Below are 24337 nucleotides of genomic sequence, written 5' to 3'. Positions count from 1 at the left end.
CTGGATCAATGTTGTCGATGTTGTGTATAGGCATGCACAGTCCCGCGCGTGCCGGCGGGCGGCATGCGTTTGCTGTGCGGGTGGTTGTGTTGTGGTTTCTTGGGGCCGAACGTGTAGAGCTATCGCTCTCTGGCTACGCTTGGGTGCAGGTCATTGCTGGTGCGTGCGCTCGTACGTGAACTACGCGCCGGCATGGCCCACACAGAATCGGGCGCGCCGTGGCGTGCACGGCGCAGCGTCGCGCGCGCAAGGCCGACAAAGCCGCATGCAAGCGCCAGTGCGCCCAGGTCGAAACCGGCCACCATCCAGTCGTCACGCGCGATCGTGCGCAGCAGGTGGTCGCCAGTGACGACGGCATTCGTAATGGGGGCGAGCACCGCTGCAATGGCGGCAGCGCTCAGCAGTTCAACGGCGCCGCGTGCTGGCGGCCGCAGCATCGCCCAGGCAATCGCCGCGAAGAACACGGTGTAGTACGTCACGCCGGCCGAGCGCTCTGGCCACAGCAGCGCCGCCGGGAACGTCGCCATCACGCCCACGCAGCAACCGATGCACACGCCCACCGTGGCGCGGGCCAGCAGTTGATGCACGCGCGGCTGATCCGCCTTGCGCTGCTTGCGGCGCGATTCGATCCACAGCAGGTTGCCCGAATAGAAGACAAATGCACCGGCCAGGCCCATCACCAGATAGGCAAGGCGCAGGACGATATCGCCGTAGGTGCCGAAGTGCAGGCCGTAGACAAGGCTATAGATGGCGTGATTGGTGTCGCGCGTGTCGGGTGTCTGGTTGCCGACGAGTCTGCCGCTGTCGGGTTGGTTGGCCGCCGCGTGAATTGCCACGGACCCGTAGTCGCCCACGGCGCGCGTGCTGCTGCCGCGCACTTCCGCCACGGCATTCGCATCGCCAATGTGCTGATAGTGGATCGATTTGACGGTGAAGTTCGGGTCGGCCGCTTCGCGTGCGCGGGCCAGCAGTTCGTCGGCTGGCAGCAGGGGCGCGGCGCGCTTGGCGGCTGCCACCGTGCCGGCCGCCGTGGTTACGCGCGGTATGGCGTCAAACAGTCTGCCGTTGAGCGCCACGGTGTTGAACACGGTCATCAGCACGATGCTCAGACACAGCACTGGGGCCGTAATCGCAAAGATCAGGTGGAAAGGCAGGCTGAACAGGCCGAGCACGTTGTGCATGTCCATCCAGAAGCGCTTGAGGTTGCGCCCGGGGCGCACGGCCAGCAGATCCTTTTTCAGGCGCGGCAGATGCAGCAGCACACCCGAGATGAGCGCCACGCCGTAAAGCACCGAGATCACGCCCATGAAGTACATGCCCGGCTCTTCCAGCCCCAGCGAGTAGTGCAGCCGGTTCAGAAAGTTGGCCAGTTCGCCTTTGGATGACTCGATCGACAGGTCTTTGGGCGAGGTTTTGCCGGCGGTGAGCCCACTGCCGGTTGTCATCTGCCAATCGCCCTTGCTGTTCTGCCAGTAGGCGGAGAACTCCGGCTCGCCCTCGTTGGGGAGGATGACGTATGCGCTGGCCGCAGCGGCCGGGTGCGTGCGGACCAGCGTGTTGACGAAATGATCGATGTCGGCCGGCGTGGTGGCAACGGCGGCGTGGTTCGCGCGCAGCGGGTTTTGCCACGCGTGCAGCTCTTCATGGAACACCGTGATCGCACCCGCAAAGAAGGCGATGAACAGCGCCCAACCGGCCATCAGGCCCACCCAGGTATGCAGCGTCTGATACAGACGTAAGGTCGTGGATTTCATAGCGAGGTCAGGCCGCCACCAGACGCGGCAATCAGGCGCGGCAGCCAGAGCACGCCAAACGACAGCGCGTTGGCAGCAGCCAGCAGGGCCCACGCGCGGGCGCTGGTCGAAAACAGCACGCTCACGCTGATGATCACGGCCCACAGCGGCAGGCAGATGAGCAGCGCCCCGATAACGCCGCTTTCCCAGCCGCCCGGCAACCACAGGATCGCCAGCGTGCACAGCGCAATGGATAGCGGCAGCCCCAGCACGGCACCGGCCAGCCATTTGGTGCCCATGCCGGTCATGGCTGCACCTCTGTGCGGGCTTGAATAGCGTGGTGCCGGTGTTGTGTCCATGCGCTCACCATGGGCCACACCGGCAAGGCCCCCGTGACCACCAGCATCACGGCAATGACCGCGCCTGCCCACCCCAGCACGTCGTTCCACAACACGACGGCAATGGCTGACAGCGCTGCGGCAGCGCTACACAACGCGCGCCCGCGCCGGCCCGATGCTGGCGCGAGCAGCACTTGATTGGGCGCGGCCGCATATAGGCAACCCGCCGCCAGCAGCCCGAGCAGGAAGGCAATACCGTGCATGGCAGTCTTCAATGGAATTCAGAACGCAAATGATAATGATTCGCATTGAAAGAAACAAGCCAGGGCAGCATTCCCGCGTGAGCAAGGGGGAGATGGGCGTGCGCCGGCACTTGCCACCGGCACATGCCCGGCCGTCAGGACAGCGCCGCCTCGACGAAGTGCAGACGGTCTTGCCCCCAGAACATCGCATCGCCGACAAAGAACGTGGGCGCCCCAAACACGCCGCGTGCGACGGCTTCTTCGGTTGTCTTGCGCAGCGTCTGCTTGACGTGGTCGTCCTGCACCAGCTCCAGCATCAGCGCCGGGGAGATACCGGCCGCTTCCAGCACCGCGGCCAGTTCCTGCAGATCGCCGAGGTTGCGCGGGTGCTCAAACATCGCGCTGAAGATGGCGGCCAGATAACGATGGAATTCCGCATCGCTGCGCAGTTGCATGCCGACTGCACCGCGCATCAATTGCAGCGTGTTGATCGGAAAGTGCGGGTTCTGCTGGATCGGCACGCCAAAGTGTTTGGCCCAGCGCTGCAGGTCGATGTTGGAGTACTGACCTTTGGCGGGAACGGTGGCCGGGCTGCTGTTGCCGGTCGCCTGAAACACGCCGCCCAGCAACATTGGCCGCCAGACGATTTCCGCGCCCTTGGCTTGCGCGATCTTTGGCAACTGGTGATACGCGAGGTAGCTGTACGGGCTGCCCACATCGAAGAAGAATTCGACCTGCTTCATGCGTGTGTCTCCGGGTGTTGTGGTTGTGGTTGGGCGGGGCTACCAGCGGGGCTACCAGCGCTCGATCCATGGGCGCAGATCCAGCTCGTGCGTCCACGCATCGCGCGGCTGTGTGTGCAGGTACCAATAGTTCTCGGCAATGTGCTCGGGGCTGAGAATGCCGTCCTGGTCCTTCAGGGCGTAGCGCTCAGGAAAGTTCTCGCGAATGAATTCGGTATCGATTGCACCGTCGACCACCACGTGTGCCACGTGGATCCCCTTGGGGCCCAGTTCGCGCGCCATGCTTTGCGCCAGCGCCCGCAACGCGTGCTTGGCACCGGCAAACGCCGCAAAGTTTGCGGATCCGCGCATCCCCGCCGTCGCGCCCGTGAAGAGGATCGTGCCGTGCCCGCGCGCAACCATGCGCTTGGCCACCTCGCGCCCGGCCAGGAAGCCTGAGAAGCACGCCATTTCCCAGATCTTGAAGTACTTGCGCGCCGTCTCTTCCAGGATGCTGCTCGGCACGTTGGCGCCGATGTTGAACACCATCACCTCGATGGGGCCGACGTCGCGCTCGATGTCGTTGACGAGCTTGATGACGTCGTCTTCCTGACGTGCGTCGGATGCGAAGCCCTGCGCCTGGCCGCCCTCCGCGCGGATCGCCTCGACCAGCGGTTGCAGCTTGTCGGCCGAACGGCGCGTGACGCAGGCGATGTAGCCCTCGCGTGCAAAGCGTTTGGCGATGGCGCCGCCGGTGGCGTCTCCCGCTCCAATGACGAGCGCCGCTTTGTTGTTGCTTGTCTCCATGTCCACCTCGTTTATAGAATAACGATCGTTACCGGAAACAAAATTATGCTACTGGTTGCATAGTGTCAAGCCAGAATGTGTAGGGAAAAAGATGCGATACCAGCCGGGTCACAAAGAAGAAAAGCGCAAGGAGTTGCTGAAGGCGACCGCACGCAAGGTCAAGATGAACGGCTTTGCCGCGACCGGTGTGGACGCGCTCGCGCAGGCTGCCGGCATGACCAGCGGTGCGTTTTACAGCCACTTCGGTTCCAAATCGGATTGGCTTAAGGCGCTGATCGAGGCTGAATTGGCCGCCAGCCGCGAGATGTGGGCTGGCAATCCGCACGATACGGCGCAAGACTGGTTGCGCTTCGAGCTGGACCGCTACTTGTGCCTTGCCCACGTAGCGCATCCCGAGGCAGGGTGTGCCGTACCCGGTCTTGCCGCCGAGATCGCGCGCGCCGATGCGTCAGTGCGCGAGCTGTATCAAGAAGAGATGCGCAAGGGCCACGCGGTTCTCGCGCAGCGCCTGGGCGATGACGATGCCGCATGGGCAATGATCGCGCAGTTGGTAGGCGCCATCCATATCGCGCGGGCCATGCCGGACGAGGCCATGCAGCGCACGATTGTCGAGGCGAGCAAGCGGTTCCTGCAGGACGCGGTGACGCGCCTTGCCGCCAAGCCTTAGCCTGCTGTTGCGTTACTGCAGATCGCCCCAGCGCGCCGTGGCCGGCTCCGCTGTCGCCCATTTCCACTGCTTGCCCTCGTTGCAGATCGAGGCGACGAAAAAGTCGACCTTTGCGGCCCCGTTGTCTACGCCAAATCTGCAGCAGAGCGAATTCTAAAAGACGCCACGGGCCGCAAATGGCTAAACGGCGCGGTTTCCCGCAATTGTTTTCAGTTGCCGCAGCGTCGCGTCGTGCATGTTCAGCCCTGGGCGGACGATGCGCGCTTGGTGTCCGGCCACGCGCTGGTGGCGGATGGTGGCGACTCGGTTGCCTGATGCTGGTGATCTATGCGATGGGGCGTTCGGCCTCGCCGCACATCTGCCTGCGGTAGCGCTCGGGTGAGAACCCAACCTGCTTGCGGAACATCGCAATAAACGCCGAGGGCGTTCCATAACCCAGCGCGAGTGCAATGTCCTGCACTGAGCGGTCTTCCTTGAGCCACACCAGCGCGCGCAGCAGGCGCACGCGATTGCGCCATTGCACGAAACTCATGCCGAGTTCGGCCTGAAAGCGGCGTGCGAGCGTGCGCTCGGTGCTGTGCACGCGTTCGGCCCATTGCCCCAACGTGGTGTTCTCAGCCGGGTCCAGACGGATAGCGTGCAGGATGGGCTCGAGCTGACGATCCTGGCTGTCGGGCAGGTAGCTGGCGGTGTGCTCGGCGCGGGTCAGCAGTTCGATCATCAGCTCGAACTGGCGCAAGTCCCACGCGTCTTGCATGACCGATATGCGGCGCGTGGCGAAGTCTTCAAACAGCGCGCGTATCAGCGGCGTTTGCGCGATCAGGCAGGCCGTGGCGGGCAGGCGCTCAGCCATTGATTCCGCGACATACACCGAGATGAAATCCGTCGCCTGCCGGATCGACGCGGAATGCGGCACATTGGCCGGCACCCAGATCAGGTATTCCGCCGGCGCCGTCAGCTTGTGTGTCTCGACGGTCGCCTCCATCAGCCCGAGGCTGATGCGGCAGAGCTGGCCCCACGGATGGGCATGCGGCTCGACGGCGGTTTCGGGCTCGAAGTGGTTGTAGCGAAAGTAGAACGGCGCGCCCTTTGGGACACGCAGATCCGCTTCGCGGTAGGCAGAGGCGGTGTACACGTTGTCGCCTTTGATGGGTTGGATTGTCTGGTTTGCAGTATATGTTTTGAATCAGACATTACTACACTGCCATCTTCGATTGTTCGAGGAGGCCGTCGTGCCTGTGCTGTATCCCTTGCTGGCAGTGCTGATCTGGGCGGCCAACACCATCGTCTCGAAAGCTGCGGCCGGTGTGGTGGACCCGGCGGCTATTTCGATCTACCGCTGGCTGCTGGCGGCCATCGTGCTCACGCCGTTCTGTGCGCGGCCGCTGTGGCGCCAGCGGCAGGCGGTGCTTGCGCAGGGCAAGCGCTTTGCGGTGCTGGCGTTGCTGGGGATGGTGATGTACCAGTGCCTGGCGTATTACGCCGCGCACAGCACAAGCGCGACCAACATGGGCGTGATCGGCGCGCTGATCCCGATGCTCGGGCTGATCCTGAACGTGACGGTGTTCCGCCAGCCGGTGGGCGCGCAGGCGGTGACGGGCGTGGTGGTGTCGCTCTTGGGCGTGCTGTATCTGCTGGGGCGCGGAGCGCCAGCCAACCTGTTCGATGGCGGCATCAACCATGGCGACGTGCTGGTGCTGGCCGGTGCCACCGCGTACGCGCTGTACAACATCCTTTATCGCCGCTGGGCGCTGCCGTTCGGGCAGTGGATCAACCTCTACGTGCAGGTGCTGATGGCGGTGGTGATGCTCGTGCCGGTGGCCATGACGGCGCACAGCCTGGCGGTGCCGGCCAAGGGCATCGGGCTGGTGGTGTTTGCAGGCATTGCCTCGTCGATTGTCGCGTCGTACCTGTGGATGCAAGGGCTCAAGCGCATCGGCAGCGAACGCACGGCAGTGTTGATGAACCTGATGCCCGTCTTCACGGCGGGCATGGCAGCGGTGATGCTGGGTGAGACCGTGCACGGCTATCACTGGATTGGCGGTGGTCTCGTGTTGCTGGGTGTGAGCCTGGCGCAAGGCATCATTCGGCTGCCTTTCGGGCCATCGGGTCGTTCCGGATTGAGCGCCCGTTAGTTTTTTTCGGCCGCGCGGCGCAGGGGTTGGCGGTAAAATCAGCCACATTGGCGGGCGCGTGATTGCGCCCGTTCCGTGTTCTAGAACCACACTCGCCAGACCTTCTCGCCAGACCATGAAGCGCAACGCCCGTACTGGCAACGTTAGCGTCACCGTCGATGATGTTGCCGCGCATGCGGGCGTGTCCATCAAGACCGTCTCGCGTGTGCTGAACCACGAGCCCAACATCAGCGAGAAGACGCGCGCCAAGGTGGTTGAGGCAATGCAGACGCTCGACTACCGGCCGAACCCCGCCGCCCGTCGCCTGGCCAGCAAGCGCGCCGACATCATCGCGCTGGTCTACGACAACCCTTCCGACAACTACATCGTCAACATTCAGCATGGCGCGCTCGAAGCCTGCCAGGCGCTCGAATACAGCCTGCTGCTCACGCCCTGCAACTACCGCGATCCGAACCTCGCCGAGCAGATCATCCAGAGCGCGCGCCAGCGTGCGCTGGCCGGCATTATCCTGACGCCGCCGGTGTCGGATGTGCCGTCGCTGGTGCAGGCACTGGATGAAGCGGGCATCGATTACGTGCGCCTTGCGCCGGCCGATCGCGAGCACAAGGGCCTGTCCGTCAATACCGAAGACCGTGCCGCCGCGCGCGACATGACACTGCACCTGATCGGCCTGGGCCATCGCCGCATTGGCTTCGTGGTCTGCGATCCGGATCACGGCGCCGCGTATCAGCGCGTGTTCGGCTATCGCGATGCCATGTCGCAAGCCGGTATCGAGGTCGACGAACGTCTGGTGGAACAGGGCCAGCAGTCGTTTGAATCCGGCGTGGCCTGCGCGGAAAGGCTGCTGTCTTGCGAGCCGCGTCCGACCGCCATTTTTGCCGGCAACGACGACATGGCTGCCGGTGTGCTGCGTGTGGCGCAGGCGCGTGGCATCAAGGTGCCGGAAGACCTGTCCATCTGCGGCTACGACGACACGCCGCTCTCACGCCAGCTCTGGCCGGCGCTGACCACCGTGCGCCAGCCGATCCAGGCGATGGCGCATGCGGCCGTGGAACAGCTTGTTGCGATTCATCGTCCGCATCTGCCAGGGCTGAAGCTGCATTCGGTGCACGAGAACCTGCAATACGAACTGGTGATCCGCGAGTCGACCTGCCCGCCCGTGCGGTGAACTCAGGACTACGCTGCAAAGCGCCTATGTAATTAGCGGGGCCTTTGATGTGAGGCATGGGCGTCAATACGCTTGTCGCTGTGCCGGTCAATCCCGTCTGCGGGAGGGTGGTCGGGCGAGTGCGAGAGCCATTACGGTATCGCCCCGAGGATATCTGGGTGACAAAGGCGCCTTCGTTCTTGAGGTTCAGCAAAAAATACGGCATCTCAGCACAAGAACCAGCGTTGTAATTCCCTCACGCGTATTTGCTCTTGGTGTCTTCGTCACCAAACTGCAGTGTTCTGCGGGCACGATGACGGAAAGCGCACTTGACATGTCAGCAGGTCGAGCGATCGGGCTTCAGTAGTAAGAGCCATAACCTGACTCGCATGCAGTGGTTTTCTGTTTCTAAATAATCGGCAGTTTTAAGGCGGGCAGGAGTGATGAAGAACGATAGTCCAGTGGCGTATGCGGAAGACGATCTGCTGAGCATCGATGTGAGGGCGCTGCTGTTGCGCTGCTGGGCGCTGCGCCGGAAAGTCGCCGTATTTGCCGCGGTTTTGTCCGTGCTGATCTTTGTCGCCGTCTTCTGGGTTGGATGCAATTATTCCAGCGAAGGTTTTCTGCGCGCACCTCGCAAATTCGCCGAGTTCAATGTCCAGAAGGCCGCATTCTGGGATCGCGAGACGCTGCGCCGCTACCTGGAAGAGAACAAGAAGCTCGACGATGCAAACGGTCGCTATTTGCTCGGCGCCCTGAGCGAGCACTTTATTCAGGCGCATCTGCAGCCCGTCCTGCCGCCGTCGAAAGATGACCTGCGCTACATCACGGACGCAAAGGGTGCGCTGGACGCCGTCGGTATCCTCGGTTTTTCGATCGGGTTCAAGGATCGGTCTCCAGACAACGCGCAGGCGCGTGTCCAGTTGCTGGGCGACTTCGTCAAAGACACGATGCTGAGCGAAGATCTGTTGGACACCATCTACACCAAGGCAGGCGAGACCAAGGCCAAGAAGCAGCAGATCGACAACCAGATCATCCAGAAGAAGGTGGCTCTGGCCCAAGCCGCTAACCGTCTCGAAGCTGCCCGCGCCATTGCCGGCAAGTATCCCGAGGCGTCGAAAATGGAAGCGCGCCAGCTGCTGTCGACCGGTAGCGACAAAGAATCGTCGCGTTACCTGTCGCCCATGGCGCAGTTGGTCGGGATTGAAACCGAAATGGCGGACCTGAAGTCGCAGCTCACGTTGCTGGAGCGCGATGCCGAGCAGAACGGGTTGCGTAACGAGTTCTATGAGCGCCTTGCGCAGCGTGCCGGCCAGACGCTGACCGGCAATATGCTGCTGTCGGAGTTTGTGAAAACGGGGCAAGCCGTCTTTACAGACAAGAACCTGCAGGACGACAAGACGCGCGAGGTCTACAACCAGATCATGCTGGTCGCAGAGCAGATGCGGACCAAGCACATCACCGAGGCGCGGTTTGTTTCGGGCCCGACGCTGCCGGAAAACCGTTCTGGTCCGAGCCCACTGGTCCTGCTGCTGTTGTCGCTCATCGGCGGCAGCTTGCTGGCCGGGATGATCGTGTTGTTCCTCGACAAGATGCGCGGCCCCGCAACTGTCAGCGAGGATGATGCTCGCGACCACGGGACCGACCTGGACGAGGGCCTGAGGCCAGTGCGTGTCGCGTGATCCTTCTGCACGCAGGTACAAAGAGGCCCGGCCATTGCGCCGGGCCTTTTGCTTGATGCGCTACGGCGCAACCTTGATCAACGCGTACAGATCATCCTGCGGGTCATAGCCGAGCAATTTGCGCCCGGTCTCCAGGCCCCAATCCATCCCACGGTTGTTCGATACGCCATTCACGACAATGGCTGGTGCCGGCCAGCGCGCCGGGTCGGCGGTGATGGAGCAGAGGAACAGCCGGCGCAGATCGCCATTCGACAACCACATGTTGCGGAACCAGCGCAGCGCGATGCGGCTGGCTTCATCGGGCAGTTCGGTGGGGACGGGCGTGTCGGCGGTGCCGGAGTAGTTGATGTCGCTGGGGTCGTTTTCGTCGGGCAGCGCCCAGCCGATGCGCAGCGAGACGATCGACAGCTTGCCGCTGTTGGCTGCGGACACCGCACCCACCGCCGTGCACAGCCGTTCGCCCATCGCCTTGGATGTGCCGTAAGCAAGCGAGTAGACGTCTTCGGTGCCGTTGTTCCAGCGTGTGCCGGGGGCGGGCGGCAACTCGGCGGTGAGTTTGCCGGGGCCGATGGTGGCGGCCAGCGGTTGGTCTTTGTATGCGCCCATCGCGTGATTGGACGAGGCAAACACGAAGCGCCTTACGCCGTGCGCGGCAGCGGCCTGCAGCACGTTGAGCGTCATGCCATAGGAGGCCAGCGCTTGCTCCCACGTTGCGTCCGGCGTGGAGTGGATGGCGGCCAAATGGATGACGGCGTCTACGTTGCTCAGCAAGTCAGTCCATGCGCCATCCGCCTGCGTAAGGTCGGCCTTGACCCATTGAAAACGTTGGGCTGCTTGCGGCGAAAACTCGACGTTCTGCGCAACCCAGTCGACGCCGATGATGGATGTGCACCACGGGGCAGAGGCCAGTGCCTCGACAACCTTGCGGCCCAGGTTGCCGGCCACGCCGGTGACGAGAACGCGAGCGGGGGTTTGGTAGTCAGCCACGATGTCGGAGTTTGTTTTGAGGTGTGTCGGGTGGGGGTTTGGCGTTGGTAGTCCATCCCCGGTTTCGTCCCCTGCGGGGGGGCGACTCACTTTCTTTGTCTTGCCAAAGAAAGTGAGCAAACGAAGTCAGCAAAGAAAGTCAGCAACGAAAGGCGCGCCCAAGATGGCGGCTTCCCCTTGAGTTTCTGTCGCAGAGAGGGAAGGGAGGCAAACGTGCTGCGCTCAGACAAGCCTCCCTTCTTTTTCCTCCCTGCAACAAAAACTCAAGGCGCCATCAAGGGCAGATACGGCCAAACCATCTGGGCGTTTGTGTTGGCGCCACGGTGGGTGCTTAACCGCGGTTGGAGCCGGAGAGGACGTCGATCCACACGGCCAGCACGAGCACCACGCCCTTGACGATCATCTGCCATGAGGCGTCGACGTTCATCTGCTGCATGCCGTTGTCCAGGCTGGCCATGACGAGTGCGCCGATCAGCGCGCCGTACACGGTGCCCGAGCCGCCGCGCATCGAGGTGCCGCCGATGAAGCAAGCCGAGATGGCATCGAGCTCGCCGCCCACGCCGGCCGAGGGCGAACCCGCCGCCGAGCGCGCCGTGGTGATGATGCCCGCGAACGCGCACATCAGGCCCATCAGCACGAACACCAGCAGCTTGACACGGCCCACGTTCACGCCGGACAGGCGCGTCGCTTCCATGTTGCCGCCCACCGCATAGACGTGACGGCCGAACACGGTTTGCGTGGCGACGTACGAGAAGATGGCCAGCAGCACCAGAAGGATCAGCACCGGCAGCGGCACGCCGTTGGCGTTGTTGAGCACGGCGACGAAACCGAATGCGGCGGCGGCGATGGCGAGCAGCTTCAGGCCATCGGCCCACATCGGCGTGAGCGAGAGCGACAGACGTGCACGCTCCCGGCGGCGGCGCACCGTGAGCACAACAGAACCGGCGACGATGACGGCGGCAAGCGACCACGCCAGCCACGCGGGCACGAAGCTTTGCGCGAGGTTACCGAGGTCATCGGGCACCGGGGCGATGGTCACGCTATCCGTGCTCCACTGCAGCAGGCCGCGAAACGCCAGCATGCCGCCCAGGCCAACGATGAACGACGGCACGCGCAGCTTGGTCGTGATAAAGCCATTCACCACGCCGATGGCCGCGCCTGCCACGAGCACCGTACCCACCGCCAGCCATGTGTTCCACCCAAGGTTGACCGTGAGGATGGCCACCAGCCCACCGAGAAGCCCGAGCAGTGAGCCGACCGAAAGATCGATCTCCCCGGCGATGATGACGAACACCATGCCGCAGGCCAGCATGCCCGTTACCGACATCTGCAGGAACAGGTTGGAGATGCTGTTGGGCTTGAGGAACGTGCCGCTGGTCTGGAAGTAGAAAAAGATCCAGATGAGCGCCACGGCCAGCAGCAGGGCCAACACCTTGTAGCGCACAAACAGTTGCTGGATGGATCGGCCGTCCAGACGTGGGCTGCCGCCGCTGCTGTTCTGGCGGGCGAGTTGGGATTGCAGAATATTGGACATGGCAATTCAAGCCGCTTGGCGGCCGGGTTCAGCGTTGATTGCAGCGGCCAGGATGCGTTCCTGGGTCAGGCCTTGGTTGACGAAGTCGCCGCGCAACTGGCCTTCGCCCATGACCAGGACACGATCGCTCATGCCCATGATCTCCGGCATCTCGGAAGAGACCATGATGATCGCCACGCCGGCCGCGGCCAGGTCGGCAATCATCTTGTAGATGTCGTACTTGGAGCCGACGTCTACACCGCGCGTGGGCTCGTCCAGGATCAGCACCTTCGGCGCCGCCAGCACCATCTTCGTGACGACAGCCTTCTGCTGATTGCCGCCCGAGAGGCTGGCGATCGACAGCGCGGGGCTGGCAGTCTTGATGCGCAGGCGCTTGATTTCGCGGTTGACCGTGGTGAGTTCAGCGCCCTTGTCGACACGCATGCTGCGCGCGTACTGCGCCAGCGTGGCGAGCGTGATGTTCTCGGCCACGCTCATCAACGGCACGATGCCGTGGCGCTTGCGGTCTTCGGGCACCAGGCAGATGCCGTTGGCAATGGCTTGCGCGGGTGAGCTGATCTTCACCGGCTTGCCCTCGATGATGATCTCGGCGGTGGAGCGGCCGGGATACGCGCCAAACAGTGCGGACACCATCTCCGTACGCCCAGCGCCCACCAGGCCGGCAATGCCGAGAATCTCGCCGCGGCGCACGGCAAAGCTCACGTTGTCTGCGCGCTTGCGGTTGGGGTTGGTGACATCCCAGCAGGTGACGTTGCGCGCTTCCATCACCACGTCGCCCACGGTGTGTTCCACCTTGGGGAAGAGTGCGGTCATTTCACGGCCAACCATCATCGTGATGATGTTGTCGATGGTCATGTCGGCGGCGGGGCGCGTGCCGATGTGCTTGCCGTCGCGGATGACGGTGACGGTGTCGCACGCGCGCTTGACCTCATCGAGCTTGTGCGAGATGTATACGCACGCCACGCCGCTGCGCTTGAGGTCTTCAATGATGGACAGCAGCACCTCGATTTCCTTGGCGGACAGCGATGAGGTTGGCTCGTCCAGGATCAGAAGGCGTGCATTCTTGGCCAGCGCCTTGGCAATCTCAAAGAGCTGCTGGTGGCCGCTGCCGTAGTTCATCACGGGCGCGGCCACGTTCACGTCGGTCAGGCGCAGGCGGGCGAGGAGCTGTTCTGCCTTGGCGTGCATGGCGTCGTAGTCCATGCGGCCCCCTGGCTTGGTGATCTCGTTGCCGAGGAAGATGTTCTCCGTGACGGAGAGCTGCTGCACCAGCATCAGTTCCTGGTGGATGATGACGATGCCTGCTCGCTCGCTGTCGCGCACGGAATGCGCGCGCAGCGGTTCACCTTCCCATTCAATCTCGCCCTCGAAGGTGCCGTAGGGGTAGACCCCCGACAGCACCTTCATGAGGGTGGATTTTCCGGCGCCGTTCTCCCCGCACAAACCGACGCATTCACCTGGCTGCACCGCCAGGCTCACGCCATCGAGTGCGCGCACACCGGAGAAAGACTTCACGATGTTGCGCATCTCGAACAGGGTGCCGTTACTGCTCATGGCTGCCTCCTACTCACTACGGCTGACTGCAATGAATCGACTGCGACTGCGACTGTGACTGCTATCGGCGGCTTACTTGCCGAAGATCTGCTGATGCGTATAAAAGCCATCCTTGACGACAGTGCTGTCCAGGTTGTCCTTGGTCAGCAGCGTCGGGGTCAGCAGAACGGTGTCGACGTCCTTCTTGCCGTTGTTCAGCTTGGTGTTGAACTTCGGCGCGGTGCCCTTCACGAGGGCGACGGCCATTTCAGCGGCGGTGGCGGCAATTTGCTTGATCGGTTTGTACACCGTCATGGCTTGTGTGCCTTCGGCCACGCGCCGCACGCCGGCAAGGTCGGCATCCTGACCCGACACCGGCACCTTGCCCGCCAGCTTCTGGCGCGACAACGCTTGAATTGCACCGCCGGCCGTGCCGTCGTTCGAGGCGACGATGCCCTGGATGTTGTTGTTGTTTGCGGTCAGCACGTTCTCAACAATGTTCTGTGCCTTGGAAGGGTCCCACTCCGGCGTCCATTGCTCGCCGACGATCTTGATGTCGCCCTTGTCCACGTACGGCTTGAGCACCTTCATCTGGCCCTCGCGCAGCAGGCGTGCGTTGTTGTCGGTCGCGGCGCCGCCCAGCAGGAAGTAATTGCCCTTCGGCGCCACCTTGACCACGCCCTGTGCCTGCAGCTCGCCGACCTTCACGTTGTCGAAGGTCACGTAGCCATCCACATCCGCATTCAGGATCAGGCGGTCATACGACACAACCTTGATGCCCTTCTTCTTGGCGCTGGCAATCGCGTTGCCCAGCACCTTGGAGTTGAACGGCACGATCACGAGCACGTCGACGTTCTGTGCGATCAGGTTTTCGATCTGGGCGATCTGCTTGGCTTCGTTGGCATTGGCCGATTGCACGTTGACTGTCGCGCCAAGGTTCTTGGCTGCGTCAACAAAGTAGTCACGGTCGTGCGTCCAGCGCTCGACACGCAGGTCGTCGATCGAGAAGCCGATCACGGGCGCTTCTTTGCTGGCATGGGCCGACGTTGCGGCGAAGGTGAGAACCGCCGCAGCGGCCAGGGTGTTGAGTACGCGGGAAATCATGAAAGGTCTCCTGTAATGCGCAATTGAATGGGTTTCGCGATCAGAACCGGTCAGAACGTGACGCCGGTCTTCAGGCCGACGACGAACGCATTCTTGTTTTGCGAAGTGCCGCCCGGATGCAGGATGTACTGCAGATTAGGCCGGAAGTAGACAGACTTCACCGGCGACCAGCTGTAATACAACTCGCTTACGTATTCGTAACCGTCACCTGCGACGGCGTTCGAGCCGGTACGGGCATTGTTCTGGCGGACGAAATCGGCAAAGCGGCCGTTGTTGTGCGTTGCACCCACGGCAAAGCCGATGGTGTCGGACAGACGATCGAACGGCCCTTTGTATTGCACGCCCACCGAGATCTGGTGATCCGTCTGCGCGGTATTGCGATCGGCTTGCGAGAAATTCAGGAACACCGTTGCACCGCGCCCATCGGGTGCGCCCGTGATCTGTTGCTGCAGGTTCAGGTAGGCCCCGTATTGGCCGTTGTGCTGGCGGGCGTCCAGCCCGGTGATGCCACGCGGGTTGCCGTTCACATCTTCGTACAGGTCGCGTCCGTTGGACGTGTTGTACCAGACGCCTGCACGGTATGTGCCGGGGCGGCCTTCGATGGTGGGCATCCAGCCGAATTCCAGCGGGATCAGCGCGCCGGTGGTGCCACCTGGGTTGTTCAGCTTCCAGCCGTTGCGGCGGGCCCAGCCGTCATCCACGTAGTTGGGGTTGACCTGGTACACGCCGATCTGCGCGTAGGTTTGGGCCGAGGTATGCACCTTGGCGCGCGCGCCCCATTGGCTGGTCGGCCAGTTCACCCAATAGCTGCCCACCAGGTTGCCCGGCTGCGAGCCGCAGAACGTCAGGTTCTGGAAGTCGCACGAAAACGAGAAGAAGTCTTCGCCCACCGTGACGCGGCCCGCCTTGATTTCCAGGCGATCGTCCAGCAGCTTCTGGTTCAGCCAGAACTGCGTCAGGTGCCAGGTCTGGCCGCGGCCATAGACTTCCTGGATCAGCATGTTGTTGCCGATGTTTGCATCGGAGCCGAGATTGCGGCCGTTGCGGTCGGTGATGGTGGCCTGGAATGTGCCGCCTTTCCAGCCCCAGAGTTTTTGCAAGTCCAGCGCCGTACCGATCACCCATTGATCGGTGTAGCGCGTGAGGTGCTCGGTGCCGCCGCTGAAGTTGTGCGCCACTTCGCTGCCGTAGCCGAGGTTGAAAGTCACACCCTGTTCGGCCAGGCGGGTACGCAGCCCGCCCCAGTCGCCCAGCAGATATGGGCTGGTGGTGACGTCATACGCGTGGGCGCTGGCAGCGCCGAGTGCGAGTACGGCCGCAGCGATGGCCGACGCGCCGACGCGTTGACCAAAGCGCTTGCTGCGGGATTGACGACGTGCGGCCGGACGTGCGGCTTCAAGCTCCATGAATTGTCTCCTGATATTGGACCGGCTGTCATGCATGACAGTGGTGTCGGCGTTCTCTTCTGAATAGTGTGGCGAGCCGACGGACGCAAGAATGGCCACAATTGACAGCGCTGTCAATCTCGGGTTTTGCCCTAGTTCAAGCCGTGGTCTGCAATTCGTTGGAGGGTCAAGCAAAGCATGTTGCGGCGCAAGAAAGGAGCTGAACCAGGGCAAGCGCCGCCATGGGCGCGGCGCTTGTGACATGGCATCGACCTTGCTCATGCTGTGCGACCGTGCGACCGTGCGATTCGGGCAGCCGGAGCAGGCGTCTCGTTCATCCAACCATAGGAGTTGGGCCATGCAACGTGAAGGGTGAAGGCGTAACGGTGTTGATTCACACATGCGCAATCCTGTCGCCAGCATGGGACTGGGCGGTTGCGAATGTGAGTACTTCAGAATCGACTGATAGCGGCTAGCGGACCAAGCTGCCAGTTCGTCCCCACGGGCTACTTGGCAACGTGCGTGCCGCCTCTTGCAGGGCTTGGCGCAGCGCGTCAACCGCGCCTTTTGACGGCATGGCGTACAGCAGCCCAATGGCTTTTGGCGCGCTGGCCAGGTGCAACGGCAGCGCACGCAGCGTTTGGGGCTCCGGCGCAAACCGCGCGCTCTGGCTGGCGGCGACGAAAAGGCAATCTGTACTTCGCGCCGCCATCGCGTTGATGGGAAGCGACGAAGACTCCAGCGCCATGGCAGGAATCGGCAGGCCGGCCCGTGCCAGTTCGAGTTCCAGCGCAGTACGCATTGGCGAGCCCGCTGGAGGCAAGATCCAGGGAAAGCAGACGGCGTTTTTCCATGTGACCCGCCGCTGCCGGAGCAATGGGTGATGCGCACCGACAAAAACGCGCACTTCATCCTCGTAGAGCTCTTGAATGGCCAAGCCCGAGTTGCGCGCGGCACTCCCGATGTGGCACAGGATCAGGTCAAGCTCGTGGCGTTGCGCCTGGGGCAATAGCTGGTCCAGTGTTCCTTCGAGCAGACGAACCTGCGGCTGCACGGCCTGCTGCTGGAGCCATCGCATCGCTGCTGGCACCAGTACCGCTCCCATGCCTGGCAGCACCCCCAGAGACACCGGTTGGCCGTGCCCCTGCCTCAGCGCGTCAAGTGACTGCGGCAGGCGAGCCATGTCGGTCAGCACGCGCGCGGCGCACGCCAGCGCGATCTCTCCGGATGGCGTCGGAGCGACGCGGCGTGTGGTCCGTTCGAACAGCACGACGCCAAGTTCGCCCTCCAGATCGCGCAGCCATTTGGAGAGTGCCGGCTGCGTGATGGCATTGGCCTCGGCGGTTTGACCGAAGCTGCACGTGTGCCCCAGTTCCGCAAGCATTTCAAGATCGCGCAGGCGCAGTTTGCGCAGGGCGGGCGCCAGATCCGGCAGTCGTGGACTCTTCCGAAAACTCATGGAAAATGGCCGATTCATACTTGTGAGGTTATGAATTGTCGGTCAAATCTCATGATTCAGGGGCAACCCCTCGGAAATAATGGGTGCCACCTATGCCAAAAGAGGAGACACCATGAAATACAAGAAAACGGCTTCACGCATGCTCGCAGTGCTCGCGGCCGCTGCCATGTTTGCGGGGCTTGGCCAAGCCCGCGCCCAAGCGGAAACGCTATTCACGGTCACGCTGCTGGGCACGGGGTCTCCGACCCCCAGGCCGGAACGCAACGGTCCGAGCACGCTGATCGAGGTCGGCGGCAAGAAGCTGCTGTTTGACATGGGGCGCGGCAACACCGTCTCGCTGTTCCGCGCAAAGATTCCGTTCGGTGAGATCACGGCGCACTTCATTACGCACCTGCATTCAGACCACATCAACGGCCTGCCGGATCTGTATCTGACCGGCTGGCTCGGCACGCCGTACGCCAGTCGCCAGGGCCCTTTTGTCGTCTATGGCCCGAAGGGGACCGAGGCGATGATGGCAAAGCTCTATGACGCATTCTCGGAAGACCGCCGCATCCGCCATGCCGACGAGCATCTGACGCTGGAGGCCGCAGCAGTACAGGCTCACGACATTGGCCCGGGCGTCGTCTACGACGTGGACGGTGTGCGGGTCACCGCCTTTAAGGTTTTCCACGGCGCACTGATCGAGCCGGCATTCGGCTACAAGATCGAATACAAGGGGCACAAGGTGGTGCTATCTGGAGACACCAAGTACGCGCCGGCTGTGGAGAAAGAAGGCACAGGTGCCGATCTGCTGATCCACGAAGTCGCCATCCTCGGCAGCGATGCTGAAAGACTGCTCGCCGAGCGTCCGGTCTATCGGGCCATCATGGATCACCACATCACTCCGGAGCAGGCCGGCATCCTATTCAACAATGCCAAGCCGAAGCTTGCTGTTTTCAGCCATATCGTCATTGCCGGCACAGCCGCCCCGGATACGGTTGACCAAATCGTGGCGCAAACGCGCAAGGCCTACGCGGGGCCGCTCGTGGTCGGCGAAGACATGATGCGGTTCAACGTGGGTGATGACGGCATCGCCGTGAGCACGCGTTAGGCCATTAGTCTTCGGCGTCGTGCTCGTCAAGCAGCGGGCGGCTGCGGCGCGGCATCTCGGAATCCAGCACGAGGCGGCCGTGCACGCGGCCCTTCATGCGCGTGACGTGGTGCGTGCAGTCTTCCATGTGCGCGGCCATGAGTTCGCGCACGCGATCGGCATTGCGTGCGCGTGCTGCCTCGAAGATCTCGCGATGGAACTTGACGGTGGACGCGCCAAATCTGGCGTGGTCCTTGGGTGAGGTTTCGTTGCCGAAGACCACCAACTGCCGCAGCATTTCATTGATCAGCTCGCAGCAGAACCGCAGCATCGGGTTGGGGTTGGCCGCGGCCAGGATGTCGTGAAAGCTCAGGTCTTCCTGGCGCTGGTCCAGCGGCGCGGCGGCCTTGGCTGATGCCGGGTCGCACAGGTCGATGGTGTGCTCGAGCGCGCGGAAATCGTCTTCGGTCAGATGCGGTACCGCACCGGCGGCCAGTTCCGGTTCCAGCAGGCGGCGCACGGTGTAGACGTCTGCGATGCCGATGTCTTTGAAGAACAGGTAGTTCTGCATGAGCTGGAACGTGCGGTCCAGCGGCACCTCGACGATGGTGCCGCCGCCCGCCGGGCCCGTGCTCACGCTCACCAGCCCTTGCACCTCCAATGATTTGAGCGCCTCGCGGATCGTGCCTTTGCTCACGCCAAAGGTCTCCTGCAGCTTGATCTCTTGCGGGAGCTTGTCGCCGGGCTTGAGGTTGCGCTGCGTGATCAGCCGCTTGAGCTCTTCGGCAACGAGGTCGGCGCGCTTTTGCTTGCGGATGCCGATCGACGCTGTCTTGCCTGCTCCGAGTGTAGCCATGGATGTCCGTTCCTGAGTTGCGCGCATTCTAACTGCGGGCCCGTGCCGCTCGGTCTGACCGGCATGGTGCATGCGTGCCCCTCAATCATGCGCACGCACCGCATTTCCGCATCGTCGCCCGGCACCTTGGTCGCGCACAGCTTGGCGTAAACACCGACCTCTTCGCCGTTGACGCGGCGCGGATGCGGCTTCTATGATGATTTCGCCTATTTATCATAACAAATATAAGAAACTGGTCTGGTTCTTGCTCGACTCGACGGTCGGCGAAAACCTCGCCGGAGGCTAGGAGGAAGCCGCCATAGGTGGCTCCAGGCGCTTGTTGTGTCCCAAACACGAACCCCAAGGAGTGCGCTTTGAATCGTCGAGACTTGCTCAAACTGGCGGCGCTGTCCGCCGTGCCCGCGTCGGTGCTGCAGGCCCGTTCCGCGTTTGCTGCCGATGCCATCGAACTGGGCTGCCCGGTGCCGATGTCTGGCCCGTTTGCCGCCAACGGCAAGTTTGCTGATCTGGGCATGAAGCTGGCCGTGGAGCAATACGGCAAGGTGTTGGGCCGGCCGCTGGCGTACAGCGTGCTCGACACCGAAGGCAAGCCCGCCACGGCCGTGCGCAAGGTGCAGGAGCTCGCGCAGCAGAAGAATGCACGCTACTTTGCAGGCGGCATCCTGTCGTCCGAATCGTTGGCGATGGGCAAGGAGGCGGAGAAATTTGGCGGCGTGTTCATCACCACCGCCGGTGCCGATGAAATTACCGGCAAGGATTGCAACCGCGCCACGTTCCGCTGGTCGGTGCCGACCTACGGCGCCATCGAGCGCACCGTGCGCCCGCTGATCGAATCGATGCCGAAGGCCAAGCGCTGGTACACCATCACGCCGCAATACGTGTTTGGCGACGGGCTGCTTTCGGCGGCCAAGAATATCTTCAAGGAAAAAGGCATCGAGCACGTGGGCAACAGCTATCACGCGCTCACCGAGAAGGAGTTCAGCGGCTACCTGACCAACGCCATGGCCGCCAAGCCCGATGTGCTGCTGATCCTGAACTTCGGCTCGCAATCGTCTGACACGCTGCGTCAGGCGGTGAGCTTTGGCATGAAGAAGAACGTGACGATCCTGGTGGCGTGGGCGTCGGGCCTGGAGCAGTTCGAATCGCTCGGCGCAGACTTGTGCGATGGCGTGTACTTTGGCGCGCAGTATTGGCACGACGTGGAGTCGCCCGCCAACCGCGATCTCGTTAAACGTACACAGGCCGCGTTCAAGACGAACCCGAACTACAGCCTGGCGGGCTCGTACACCTGCACCAAAATCCTGCTCGATGCGATGGTCAAGGCGGGCAGCGCTGACCCGAAGGCCGTGATTGCCGCGCTGCAAGGCATGAAGTACGACGGCCTGACCGGCCCGGAAGAGATCCGCGCGGCCGACCACCAGGTGCTCAAGAACTACTACCTGCTCAAAGGCAAGCCCAAGAGCCGCATGAAGAACAAGGACGATTTTGCCGACGTGGTGGCTGTCGGCAAGGCGTTCCTGCCGGTCGAACAGACGCAGTGCAAGCTGACCTGATTCACCGCTCGCCCGCCTTCCGCCAATGAAGCGCGGGCGCCTGTCTTTCTGAATGCGATTTCCGTCAACGCAATGAACGTCTACCTGCTCCAGGTCGTCAACGGCGTGGGGATCGGCATGCTCTACTTCCTGCTGGCGGTAGGGCTGTCGATCATCTTCGGGCTGTTGCGCTTCGTCAATTTCGCCCACGGCGCGTTCTATGCGCTGGGCGCGTATCTCTGCTTTCAGGCCCTGCAGATGGGCATGAATTTCTGGCTGGCGCTGGTGCTCGCGCCCGTCGTCATCGGCGTGCTCGCGTGGGTAACGGAGAAAGTGCTGCTGCGCCACGTGTATGCGCAGGCGCACGAGTTCCACATCCTCATCACCGTGGGGCTGGCGCTGGTGGTGCAGGAACTCATCATCGTGGCGTGGGGGCCGCTGGGCGTGGATGTGCCGCCGCCCGATGCGCTGCAGGGCGTGGTGATGTGGGGCGATTTTGTGTATCCCAAGTACCGGCTGTTTGTGATCGGCTTTACCGCCGTGCTGGCGCTCGCGCTTTGGTGGCTGCTTGAAGGCACGCGGCTGGGCAGCGCGGTGCGTGCAGGCAGTGAATCGACCGAGATGGTGTCGTTGCTTGGCATCAACGTGTTCCGCTTGTTCAGCCTGATGTTTGCGCTCGGTGCGGCCACAGCCGCGGTGGCGGGTGTGCTCGCTGCGCCCATTCGTGGCGCGGAGCCGTTCATGGGCGTGGAGGCACTCGGCATTGCCTTCGTGGTGGTGGTGGTGGGCGGCATGGGCAGCTTTGCGGGGGCGCTGGTCGGCGGCCTGCTGGTGGGCATTGTGCAAAGCCTGATGAGCACGCTGTGGCCCGAGGGCGCGCGGCTGATGATCTACGTGGCGATGGCGGCGGTGCTGCTGCTGCGTCCGCACGGCCTGCTGGGGAGGGGATGATGCAAGGCACATTCCACGGATTCGCGCGCTACCGCTTCTGGTGGCTGGCGCTGGGTGTGACGCTGCTGCTGCCGCTGGGGCTGAGCTCCGGCACGCTGGCCACCGAAGTGCTCGTCTACGCGATGGCGGTGATGGCCTGCAACCTGCTGCTCGGCTACACGGGGTTGCTGTCGTTCGGGCAGGGCATCTTCTTCGGGCTGGGCAGTTATGCGGTGGGCGTTGGTCTCACGCGGCTGGCTTTGCCGGTGCCGGTGGCCATCGGGTTGGCCGTGGCGGTGGGCGCGGTGGTTGCGGCGGCGGTGGGGTGGTTCGCCATCCGCCAGCGCGGCACGTACTTCGTCATGCTCACGCTGGCCTTCGCTCAGATGTTCTACTTTCTGGCCTACACCACGCCGTCGCTCACGGGTGGGGACAACGGCTTGCTCGATATTCCGCGTCCTGCATTTGCAGGGTCGCCGTGGGCGTTTTACGCGTTCGTGGCGGTGCTGTTCCTGATTGTGTTCTTCCTCGTGCAGCGCGTGACGGAATCGGTGTTCGGCCGCACGCTGCTGGCCATTCGCGACAACGAAGAGCGCGCGCTCGCCGTCGGCTACAACGTGCGCGCATTCAAACTGCTGGCCTTCGTGATCTCGGGTGCGGTCACCGGCTTGGCAGGCGGGCTGCATGCCATGCTCACGGGCATCGCGCCGCTGGCCAATATCGACTACCACGTCAGCGAGATGATCCTGGTGATGACTGTCATCGGCGGCACGGGCAATGTGTTTGCTTCGGTGTTGGGGGCGGCGTTTTATGTGCTGCTGTCGGATTGGCTCTCCACGCTGTGGCCGCGCTGGTTGATGCTGCTCGGCTTCCTGCTGATTGCGGTGAGCCTGTTCATGCAGCGCGGGCTGTTCGGGCTCGGGCAGAAGCTGTGGCAACGCGTGCGTACGCCGCGCAACACACCGGTGGTTCAGGAGGAACGCGCATGAGCACCACGCCCATCCTGCAAGCCACCGGCATCGTCAAGCAGTACGGCAAGTTCACCGCACTGGGCGGTGTCGATTTGCGCGTGATGCCCGGCACGGTGCACTCCGTCATCGGCCCCAATGGGGCGGGCAAGACGACGTTGTTCCACATGCTCACCGGCACGCGCATGATCACCAGCGGCACGATCGTCTTCGATGGCCATGACGTGACACGCGAGGCGGACTACCAGCGCGTGCAGCGCGGCATCGCGCGGTCGTTCCAGGTGACGAGCCTGTTCCCGAGCTTGAGCGTGCGCGAGAACCTGCGCTTGGCCGCGCTCGGCACCACGCCGCGCCGCGCCATGCACGGCTGGCGTTTGCCACAGGGCGATCTGGCCTGCACGGATACGGTCGATCGCGTGCTCGAGCGGCTGGAACTGCCGCGCATGGCAGACACACCGGCCGCCGCGCTCTCGCACGGTCAGCAGCGCCGGCTGGAGGTGGGCATGGCGCTGGCTGCCAATCCGCGCGCGATCTTCCTCGACGAACCGACCTCGGGCATGGGCGTGGATGACCTCCCGGCCATGAAGGCGCTCATCCGTGGTCTTGCGCACGACCACACCGTTGTGCTGATCGAGCACAACATGGACATCGTCATGGACATCTCCGACACCATCACCGTGATGCAGCAGGGCAAGGTGTTGATGGAGGGCACGCCCGATGCCGTGCGAGCGGACCCGCGCGTGCGTGCCGCCTACCTCGGCAACATGATCACCGGAGGCAAGAAGTGACGACCACGATGATCCTCGACGTTGAAGACCTTCACGGTTACTACGACAAAAGCCACGTGCTGCAGGGCGTGGCGCTCTCGGTGGGCGAGGGCGAACTGGTGACGCTGCTCGGCCGCAACGGCGCGGGCAAATCGACCACGCTCAAAACGATTGCCGGCGTGGTCACGCCGCGCGGCGGGCACGTGCGCTTTCGGGGCGGGAATATTGCCGGGCAGCCGGCGCATCGCATTGCCGCACAGGGGCTGTGCCTGGTGCCGGAGCATCGCGGCATCTTCAAATTGCTGACGGTGGAAGAGAACCTGAAGCTCGGCGCGCGGCGCGATTCGCCGTGGCAGTTGGCCGACATCTATCGCATCTTCCCGCGCCTGCATGAGCGGCGACGCAACGGCGGCGCCAACCTGTCCGGCGGCGAGCAGCAGATGCTGGCCATTGGCCGCGCGTTGATGAACCACCCGCGCCTGTTGATGCTCGACGAGCCGGTAGAAGGTCTCGCCCCCGTCATCGTGGAAGAGATCGTCGCGCAGTTGAAGGTGATCAAGCAGGCGGGCGTGTCCATCCTGCTGGTCGAGCAGAACCTGGAGGTTTGCACGCAACTGGCAGATCGCCACGTGATCATCGAACAGGGCCGCGTGGTCTACACCGGCACCAATGACGCTTTCCGCGCTGACGACGCCATCAAGGACCGCTACCTTGGCGTCGGCCTTGCCGCCTGAGCAGCA

The 24337-nt window shown here is 63.1% G+C and carries 23 protein-coding genes; 10 read left to right on the top strand and 13 right to left on the bottom strand.

Annotation, left to right across the window (positions count from 1 at the left end; translation table 11 throughout):
• Window positions 1–119 precede the first annotated feature (119 nt).
• From PSUB009319_RS00530 to PSUB009319_RS00510, 5 genes are all read right to left on the bottom strand, one after another.
• On the bottom strand, window positions 120–1754 hold the full coding sequence (locus PSUB009319_RS00530) for a PepSY domain-containing protein (RefSeq protein WP_124380309.1): 1635 nt from the start codon (window positions 1752–1754) through the stop codon (window positions 120–122).
• Complete coding sequence (locus PSUB009319_RS00525) at window positions 1751–2041, bottom strand: hypothetical protein (RefSeq protein ID WP_124380308.1); 291 nt, start codon at window positions 2039–2041, stop codon at window positions 1751–1753. The genes PSUB009319_RS00530 and PSUB009319_RS00525 overlap by 4 nt, the downstream gene beginning before the upstream one ends.
• Entirely contained in the window at window positions 2038–2334 is a 297-nt protein-coding gene (locus PSUB009319_RS00520) for a hypothetical protein (RefSeq protein WP_124380307.1), read from the bottom strand. The genes PSUB009319_RS00525 and PSUB009319_RS00520 overlap by 4 nt, the downstream gene beginning before the upstream one ends.
• Window positions 2335–2468: 134 nt before the next feature.
• Window positions 2469–3056, bottom strand: coding sequence for a 2-hydroxychromene-2-carboxylate isomerase (locus tag PSUB009319_RS00515; RefSeq protein ID WP_124380306.1), 588 nt, complete (start codon window positions 3054–3056; stop codon window positions 2469–2471).
• Between the two features lie 51 nt (window positions 3057–3107).
• Window positions 3108–3842: an SDR family oxidoreductase gene (locus PSUB009319_RS00510; RefSeq protein WP_124380305.1), complete on the bottom strand. Its 735-nt coding sequence runs from the start codon at window positions 3840–3842 to the stop codon at window positions 3108–3110.
• Window positions 3843–3933: 91 nt separating this feature from the next.
• Between PSUB009319_RS00510 and PSUB009319_RS00505 the strand changes: the two genes are divergently transcribed.
• Complete coding sequence (locus PSUB009319_RS00505; RefSeq protein ID WP_124380304.1) at window positions 3934–4509, top strand: TetR/AcrR family transcriptional regulator; 576 nt, start codon at window positions 3934–3936, stop codon at window positions 4507–4509.
• Between the two features lie 325 nt (window positions 4510–4834).
• Here the strand turns inward: PSUB009319_RS00505 and PSUB009319_RS00500 are convergent, their stop codons facing one another.
• Window positions 4835–5644, bottom strand: a complete 810-nt coding sequence (locus tag PSUB009319_RS00500; protein WP_124380303.1) for a helix-turn-helix domain-containing protein — start codon at window positions 5642–5644, stop codon at window positions 4835–4837.
• 97 nt (window positions 5645–5741) lie between these two features.
• Between PSUB009319_RS00500 and PSUB009319_RS00495 the strand changes: the two genes are divergently transcribed.
• From PSUB009319_RS00495 to PSUB009319_RS00485, 3 genes are all read left to right on the top strand, one after another.
• Window positions 5742–6644, top strand: coding sequence for a DMT family transporter (locus PSUB009319_RS00495; protein ID WP_124380302.1), 903 nt, complete (start codon window positions 5742–5744; stop codon window positions 6642–6644).
• A 115-nt stretch (window positions 6645–6759) separates the two neighbouring features.
• Window positions 6760–7812 (top strand): LacI family DNA-binding transcriptional regulator, encoded by a 1053-nt coding sequence (locus tag PSUB009319_RS00490; protein WP_124380301.1) that lies wholly within the window; start codon window positions 6760–6762, stop codon window positions 7810–7812.
• 422 nt (window positions 7813–8234) lie between these two features.
• Window positions 8235–9473 carry a hypothetical protein gene (locus tag PSUB009319_RS00485; RefSeq protein ID WP_260392775.1) on the top strand — a complete coding sequence of 413 codons (1239 nt, stop codon included), beginning with the start codon at window positions 8235–8237 and terminating at the stop codon, window positions 9471–9473.
• Between the two features lie 60 nt (window positions 9474–9533).
• On the opposite strand, the gene PSUB009319_RS00480 is transcribed toward PSUB009319_RS00485, so the two are convergent.
• The 6 genes from PSUB009319_RS00480 to PSUB009319_RS00450 form a co-directional block, all read right to left on the bottom strand.
• The gene (locus PSUB009319_RS00480; protein WP_124380300.1) at window positions 9534–10460 is read right to left on the bottom strand and encodes an NAD(P)-dependent oxidoreductase; all 927 of its coding nucleotides are present in this window, start codon (window positions 10458–10460) and stop codon (window positions 9534–9536) included.
• 331 nt (window positions 10461–10791) lie between these two features.
• Window positions 10792–11994, bottom strand: coding sequence for a sugar ABC transporter permease (locus PSUB009319_RS00470; protein WP_124380299.1), 1203 nt, complete (start codon window positions 11992–11994; stop codon window positions 10792–10794).
• A 6-nt stretch (window positions 11995–12000) separates the two neighbouring features.
• Window positions 12001–13548 carry a xylose ABC transporter ATP-binding protein gene (locus PSUB009319_RS00465; protein WP_124380298.1) on the bottom strand — a complete coding sequence of 516 codons (1548 nt, stop codon included), beginning with the start codon at window positions 13546–13548 and terminating at the stop codon, window positions 12001–12003.
• 72 nt (window positions 13549–13620) lie between these two features.
• Window positions 13621–14631, bottom strand: coding sequence for a D-xylose ABC transporter substrate-binding protein (xylF, locus tag PSUB009319_RS00460; protein WP_124380297.1), 1011 nt, complete (start codon window positions 14629–14631; stop codon window positions 13621–13623).
• Window positions 14632–14681: 50 nt separating this feature from the next.
• A complete protein-coding gene (locus PSUB009319_RS00455) occupies window positions 14682–16037 on the bottom strand; it encodes a carbohydrate porin (protein ID WP_124380296.1) in 1356 nt (451 codons plus the stop codon).
• 451 nt (window positions 16038–16488) lie between these two features.
• On the bottom strand, window positions 16489–17493 hold the full coding sequence (locus PSUB009319_RS00450; protein WP_124380295.1) for a LysR family transcriptional regulator: 1005 nt from the start codon (window positions 17491–17493) through the stop codon (window positions 16489–16491).
• Between the two features lie 94 nt (window positions 17494–17587).
• Here PSUB009319_RS00450 and PSUB009319_RS00445 point away from each other — a divergent pair, with 94 nt between their 5' ends.
• Window positions 17588–18565, top strand: a complete 978-nt coding sequence (locus tag PSUB009319_RS00445) for an MBL fold metallo-hydrolase (RefSeq protein ID WP_221620951.1) — start codon at window positions 17588–17590, stop codon at window positions 18563–18565.
• 4 nt (window positions 18566–18569) lie between these two features.
• Here PSUB009319_RS00445 and PSUB009319_RS00440 read toward each other — a convergent pair whose 3' ends face one another.
• The gene (locus PSUB009319_RS00440; RefSeq protein WP_124380294.1) at window positions 18570–19400 is read right to left on the bottom strand and encodes a FadR/GntR family transcriptional regulator; all 831 of its coding nucleotides are present in this window, start codon (window positions 19398–19400) and stop codon (window positions 18570–18572) included.
• 353 nt (window positions 19401–19753) lie between these two features.
• Here PSUB009319_RS00440 and PSUB009319_RS00435 point away from each other — a divergent pair, with 353 nt between their 5' ends.
• From PSUB009319_RS00435 to PSUB009319_RS00415, 5 genes are all read left to right on the top strand, one after another.
• Window positions 19754–20953: an ABC transporter substrate-binding protein gene (locus PSUB009319_RS00435; RefSeq protein WP_124380293.1), complete on the top strand. Its 1200-nt coding sequence runs from the start codon at window positions 19754–19756 to the stop codon at window positions 20951–20953.
• Between the two features lie 72 nt (window positions 20954–21025).
• Entirely contained in the window at window positions 21026–21883 is an 858-nt protein-coding gene (locus tag PSUB009319_RS00430; protein WP_124380292.1) for a branched-chain amino acid ABC transporter permease, read from the top strand.
• The gene (locus tag PSUB009319_RS00425) at window positions 21883–22851 is read left to right on the top strand and encodes a branched-chain amino acid ABC transporter permease (RefSeq protein WP_124380681.1); all 969 of its coding nucleotides are present in this window, start codon (window positions 21883–21885) and stop codon (window positions 22849–22851) included. The genes PSUB009319_RS00430 and PSUB009319_RS00425 overlap by 1 nt, the downstream gene beginning before the upstream one ends.
• Window positions 22848–23618, top strand: a complete 771-nt coding sequence (locus tag PSUB009319_RS00420; RefSeq protein WP_124380291.1) for an ABC transporter ATP-binding protein — start codon at window positions 22848–22850, stop codon at window positions 23616–23618. Before PSUB009319_RS00425 ends, PSUB009319_RS00420 begins: the two co-directional genes overlap by 4 nt.
• An 8-nt stretch (window positions 23619–23626) precedes the next feature.
• Window positions 23627–24331, top strand: a complete 705-nt coding sequence (locus PSUB009319_RS00415) for an ABC transporter ATP-binding protein (RefSeq protein ID WP_124380680.1) — start codon at window positions 23627–23629, stop codon at window positions 24329–24331.
• The last annotated feature ends 6 nt before the right edge of the window (window positions 24332–24337 follow it).

The organism is Ralstonia sp. SET104 (genome assembly GCF_003851545.1).
GTDB lineage: Bacteria > Pseudomonadota > Gammaproteobacteria > Burkholderiales > Burkholderiaceae > Ralstonia.
This window is presented reverse-complemented; position numbering and strand designations above follow the sequence as displayed.

Excerpts from the sequence above, each read along its gene's own strand:
- PSUB009319_RS00530 (WP_124380309.1), bottom strand. The coding sequence starts at position 1,754 with ATGAAATCCACGACCTTACGTCTGTATCAGACGCTGCATACCTGGGTG.
- PSUB009319_RS00525 (WP_124380308.1), bottom strand. The coding sequence starts at position 2,041 with ATGACCGGCATGGGCACCAAATGGCTGGCCGGTGCCGTGCTGGGGCTG.
- PSUB009319_RS00520 (WP_124380307.1), bottom strand. The coding sequence starts at position 2,334 with ATGCACGGTATTGCCTTCCTGCTCGGGCTGCTGGCGGCGGGTTGCCTA.
- PSUB009319_RS00515 (WP_124380306.1), bottom strand. The coding sequence starts at position 3,056 with ATGAAGCAGGTCGAATTCTTCTTCGATGTGGGCAGCCCGTACAGCTAC.
- PSUB009319_RS00510 (WP_124380305.1), bottom strand. The coding sequence starts at position 3,842 with ATGGAGACAAGCAACAACAAAGCGGCGCTCGTCATTGGAGCGGGAGAC.
- PSUB009319_RS00505 (WP_124380304.1), top strand. The coding sequence starts at position 3,934 with ATGCGATACCAGCCGGGTCACAAAGAAGAAAAGCGCAAGGAGTTGCTG.
- PSUB009319_RS00490 (WP_124380301.1), top strand. The coding sequence starts at position 6,760 with ATGAAGCGCAACGCCCGTACTGGCAACGTTAGCGTCACCGTCGATGAT.
- PSUB009319_RS00485 (WP_260392775.1), top strand. The coding sequence starts at position 8,235 with ATGAAGAACGATAGTCCAGTGGCGTATGCGGAAGACGATCTGCTGAGC.
- PSUB009319_RS00470 (WP_124380299.1), bottom strand. The coding sequence starts at position 11,994 with ATGTCCAATATTCTGCAATCCCAACTCGCCCGCCAGAACAGCAGCGGC.
- PSUB009319_RS00465 (WP_124380298.1), bottom strand. The coding sequence starts at position 13,548 with ATGAGCAGTAACGGCACCCTGTTCGAGATGCGCAACATCGTGAAGTCT.
- xylF (WP_124380297.1), bottom strand. The coding sequence starts at position 14,631 with ATGATTTCCCGCGTACTCAACACCCTGGCCGCTGCGGCGGTTCTCACC.
- PSUB009319_RS00455 (WP_124380296.1), bottom strand. The coding sequence starts at position 16,037 with ATGGAGCTTGAAGCCGCACGTCCGGCCGCACGTCGTCAATCCCGCAGC.
- PSUB009319_RS00450 (WP_124380295.1), bottom strand. The coding sequence starts at position 17,493 with ATGAATCGGCCATTTTCCATGAGTTTTCGGAAGAGTCCACGACTGCCG.
- PSUB009319_RS00445 (WP_221620951.1), top strand. The coding sequence starts at position 17,588 with ATGAAATACAAGAAAACGGCTTCACGCATGCTCGCAGTGCTCGCGGCC.
- PSUB009319_RS00440 (WP_124380294.1), bottom strand. The coding sequence starts at position 19,400 with ATGGCTACACTCGGAGCAGGCAAGACAGCGTCGATCGGCATCCGCAAG.
- PSUB009319_RS00430 (WP_124380292.1), top strand. The coding sequence starts at position 21,026 with ATGAACGTCTACCTGCTCCAGGTCGTCAACGGCGTGGGGATCGGCATG.
- PSUB009319_RS00425 (WP_124380681.1), top strand. The coding sequence starts at position 21,883 with ATGCAAGGCACATTCCACGGATTCGCGCGCTACCGCTTCTGGTGGCTG.
- PSUB009319_RS00420 (WP_124380291.1), top strand. The coding sequence starts at position 22,848 with ATGAGCACCACGCCCATCCTGCAAGCCACCGGCATCGTCAAGCAGTAC.
- PSUB009319_RS00415 (WP_124380680.1), top strand. The coding sequence starts at position 23,627 with ATGATCCTCGACGTTGAAGACCTTCACGGTTACTACGACAAAAGCCAC.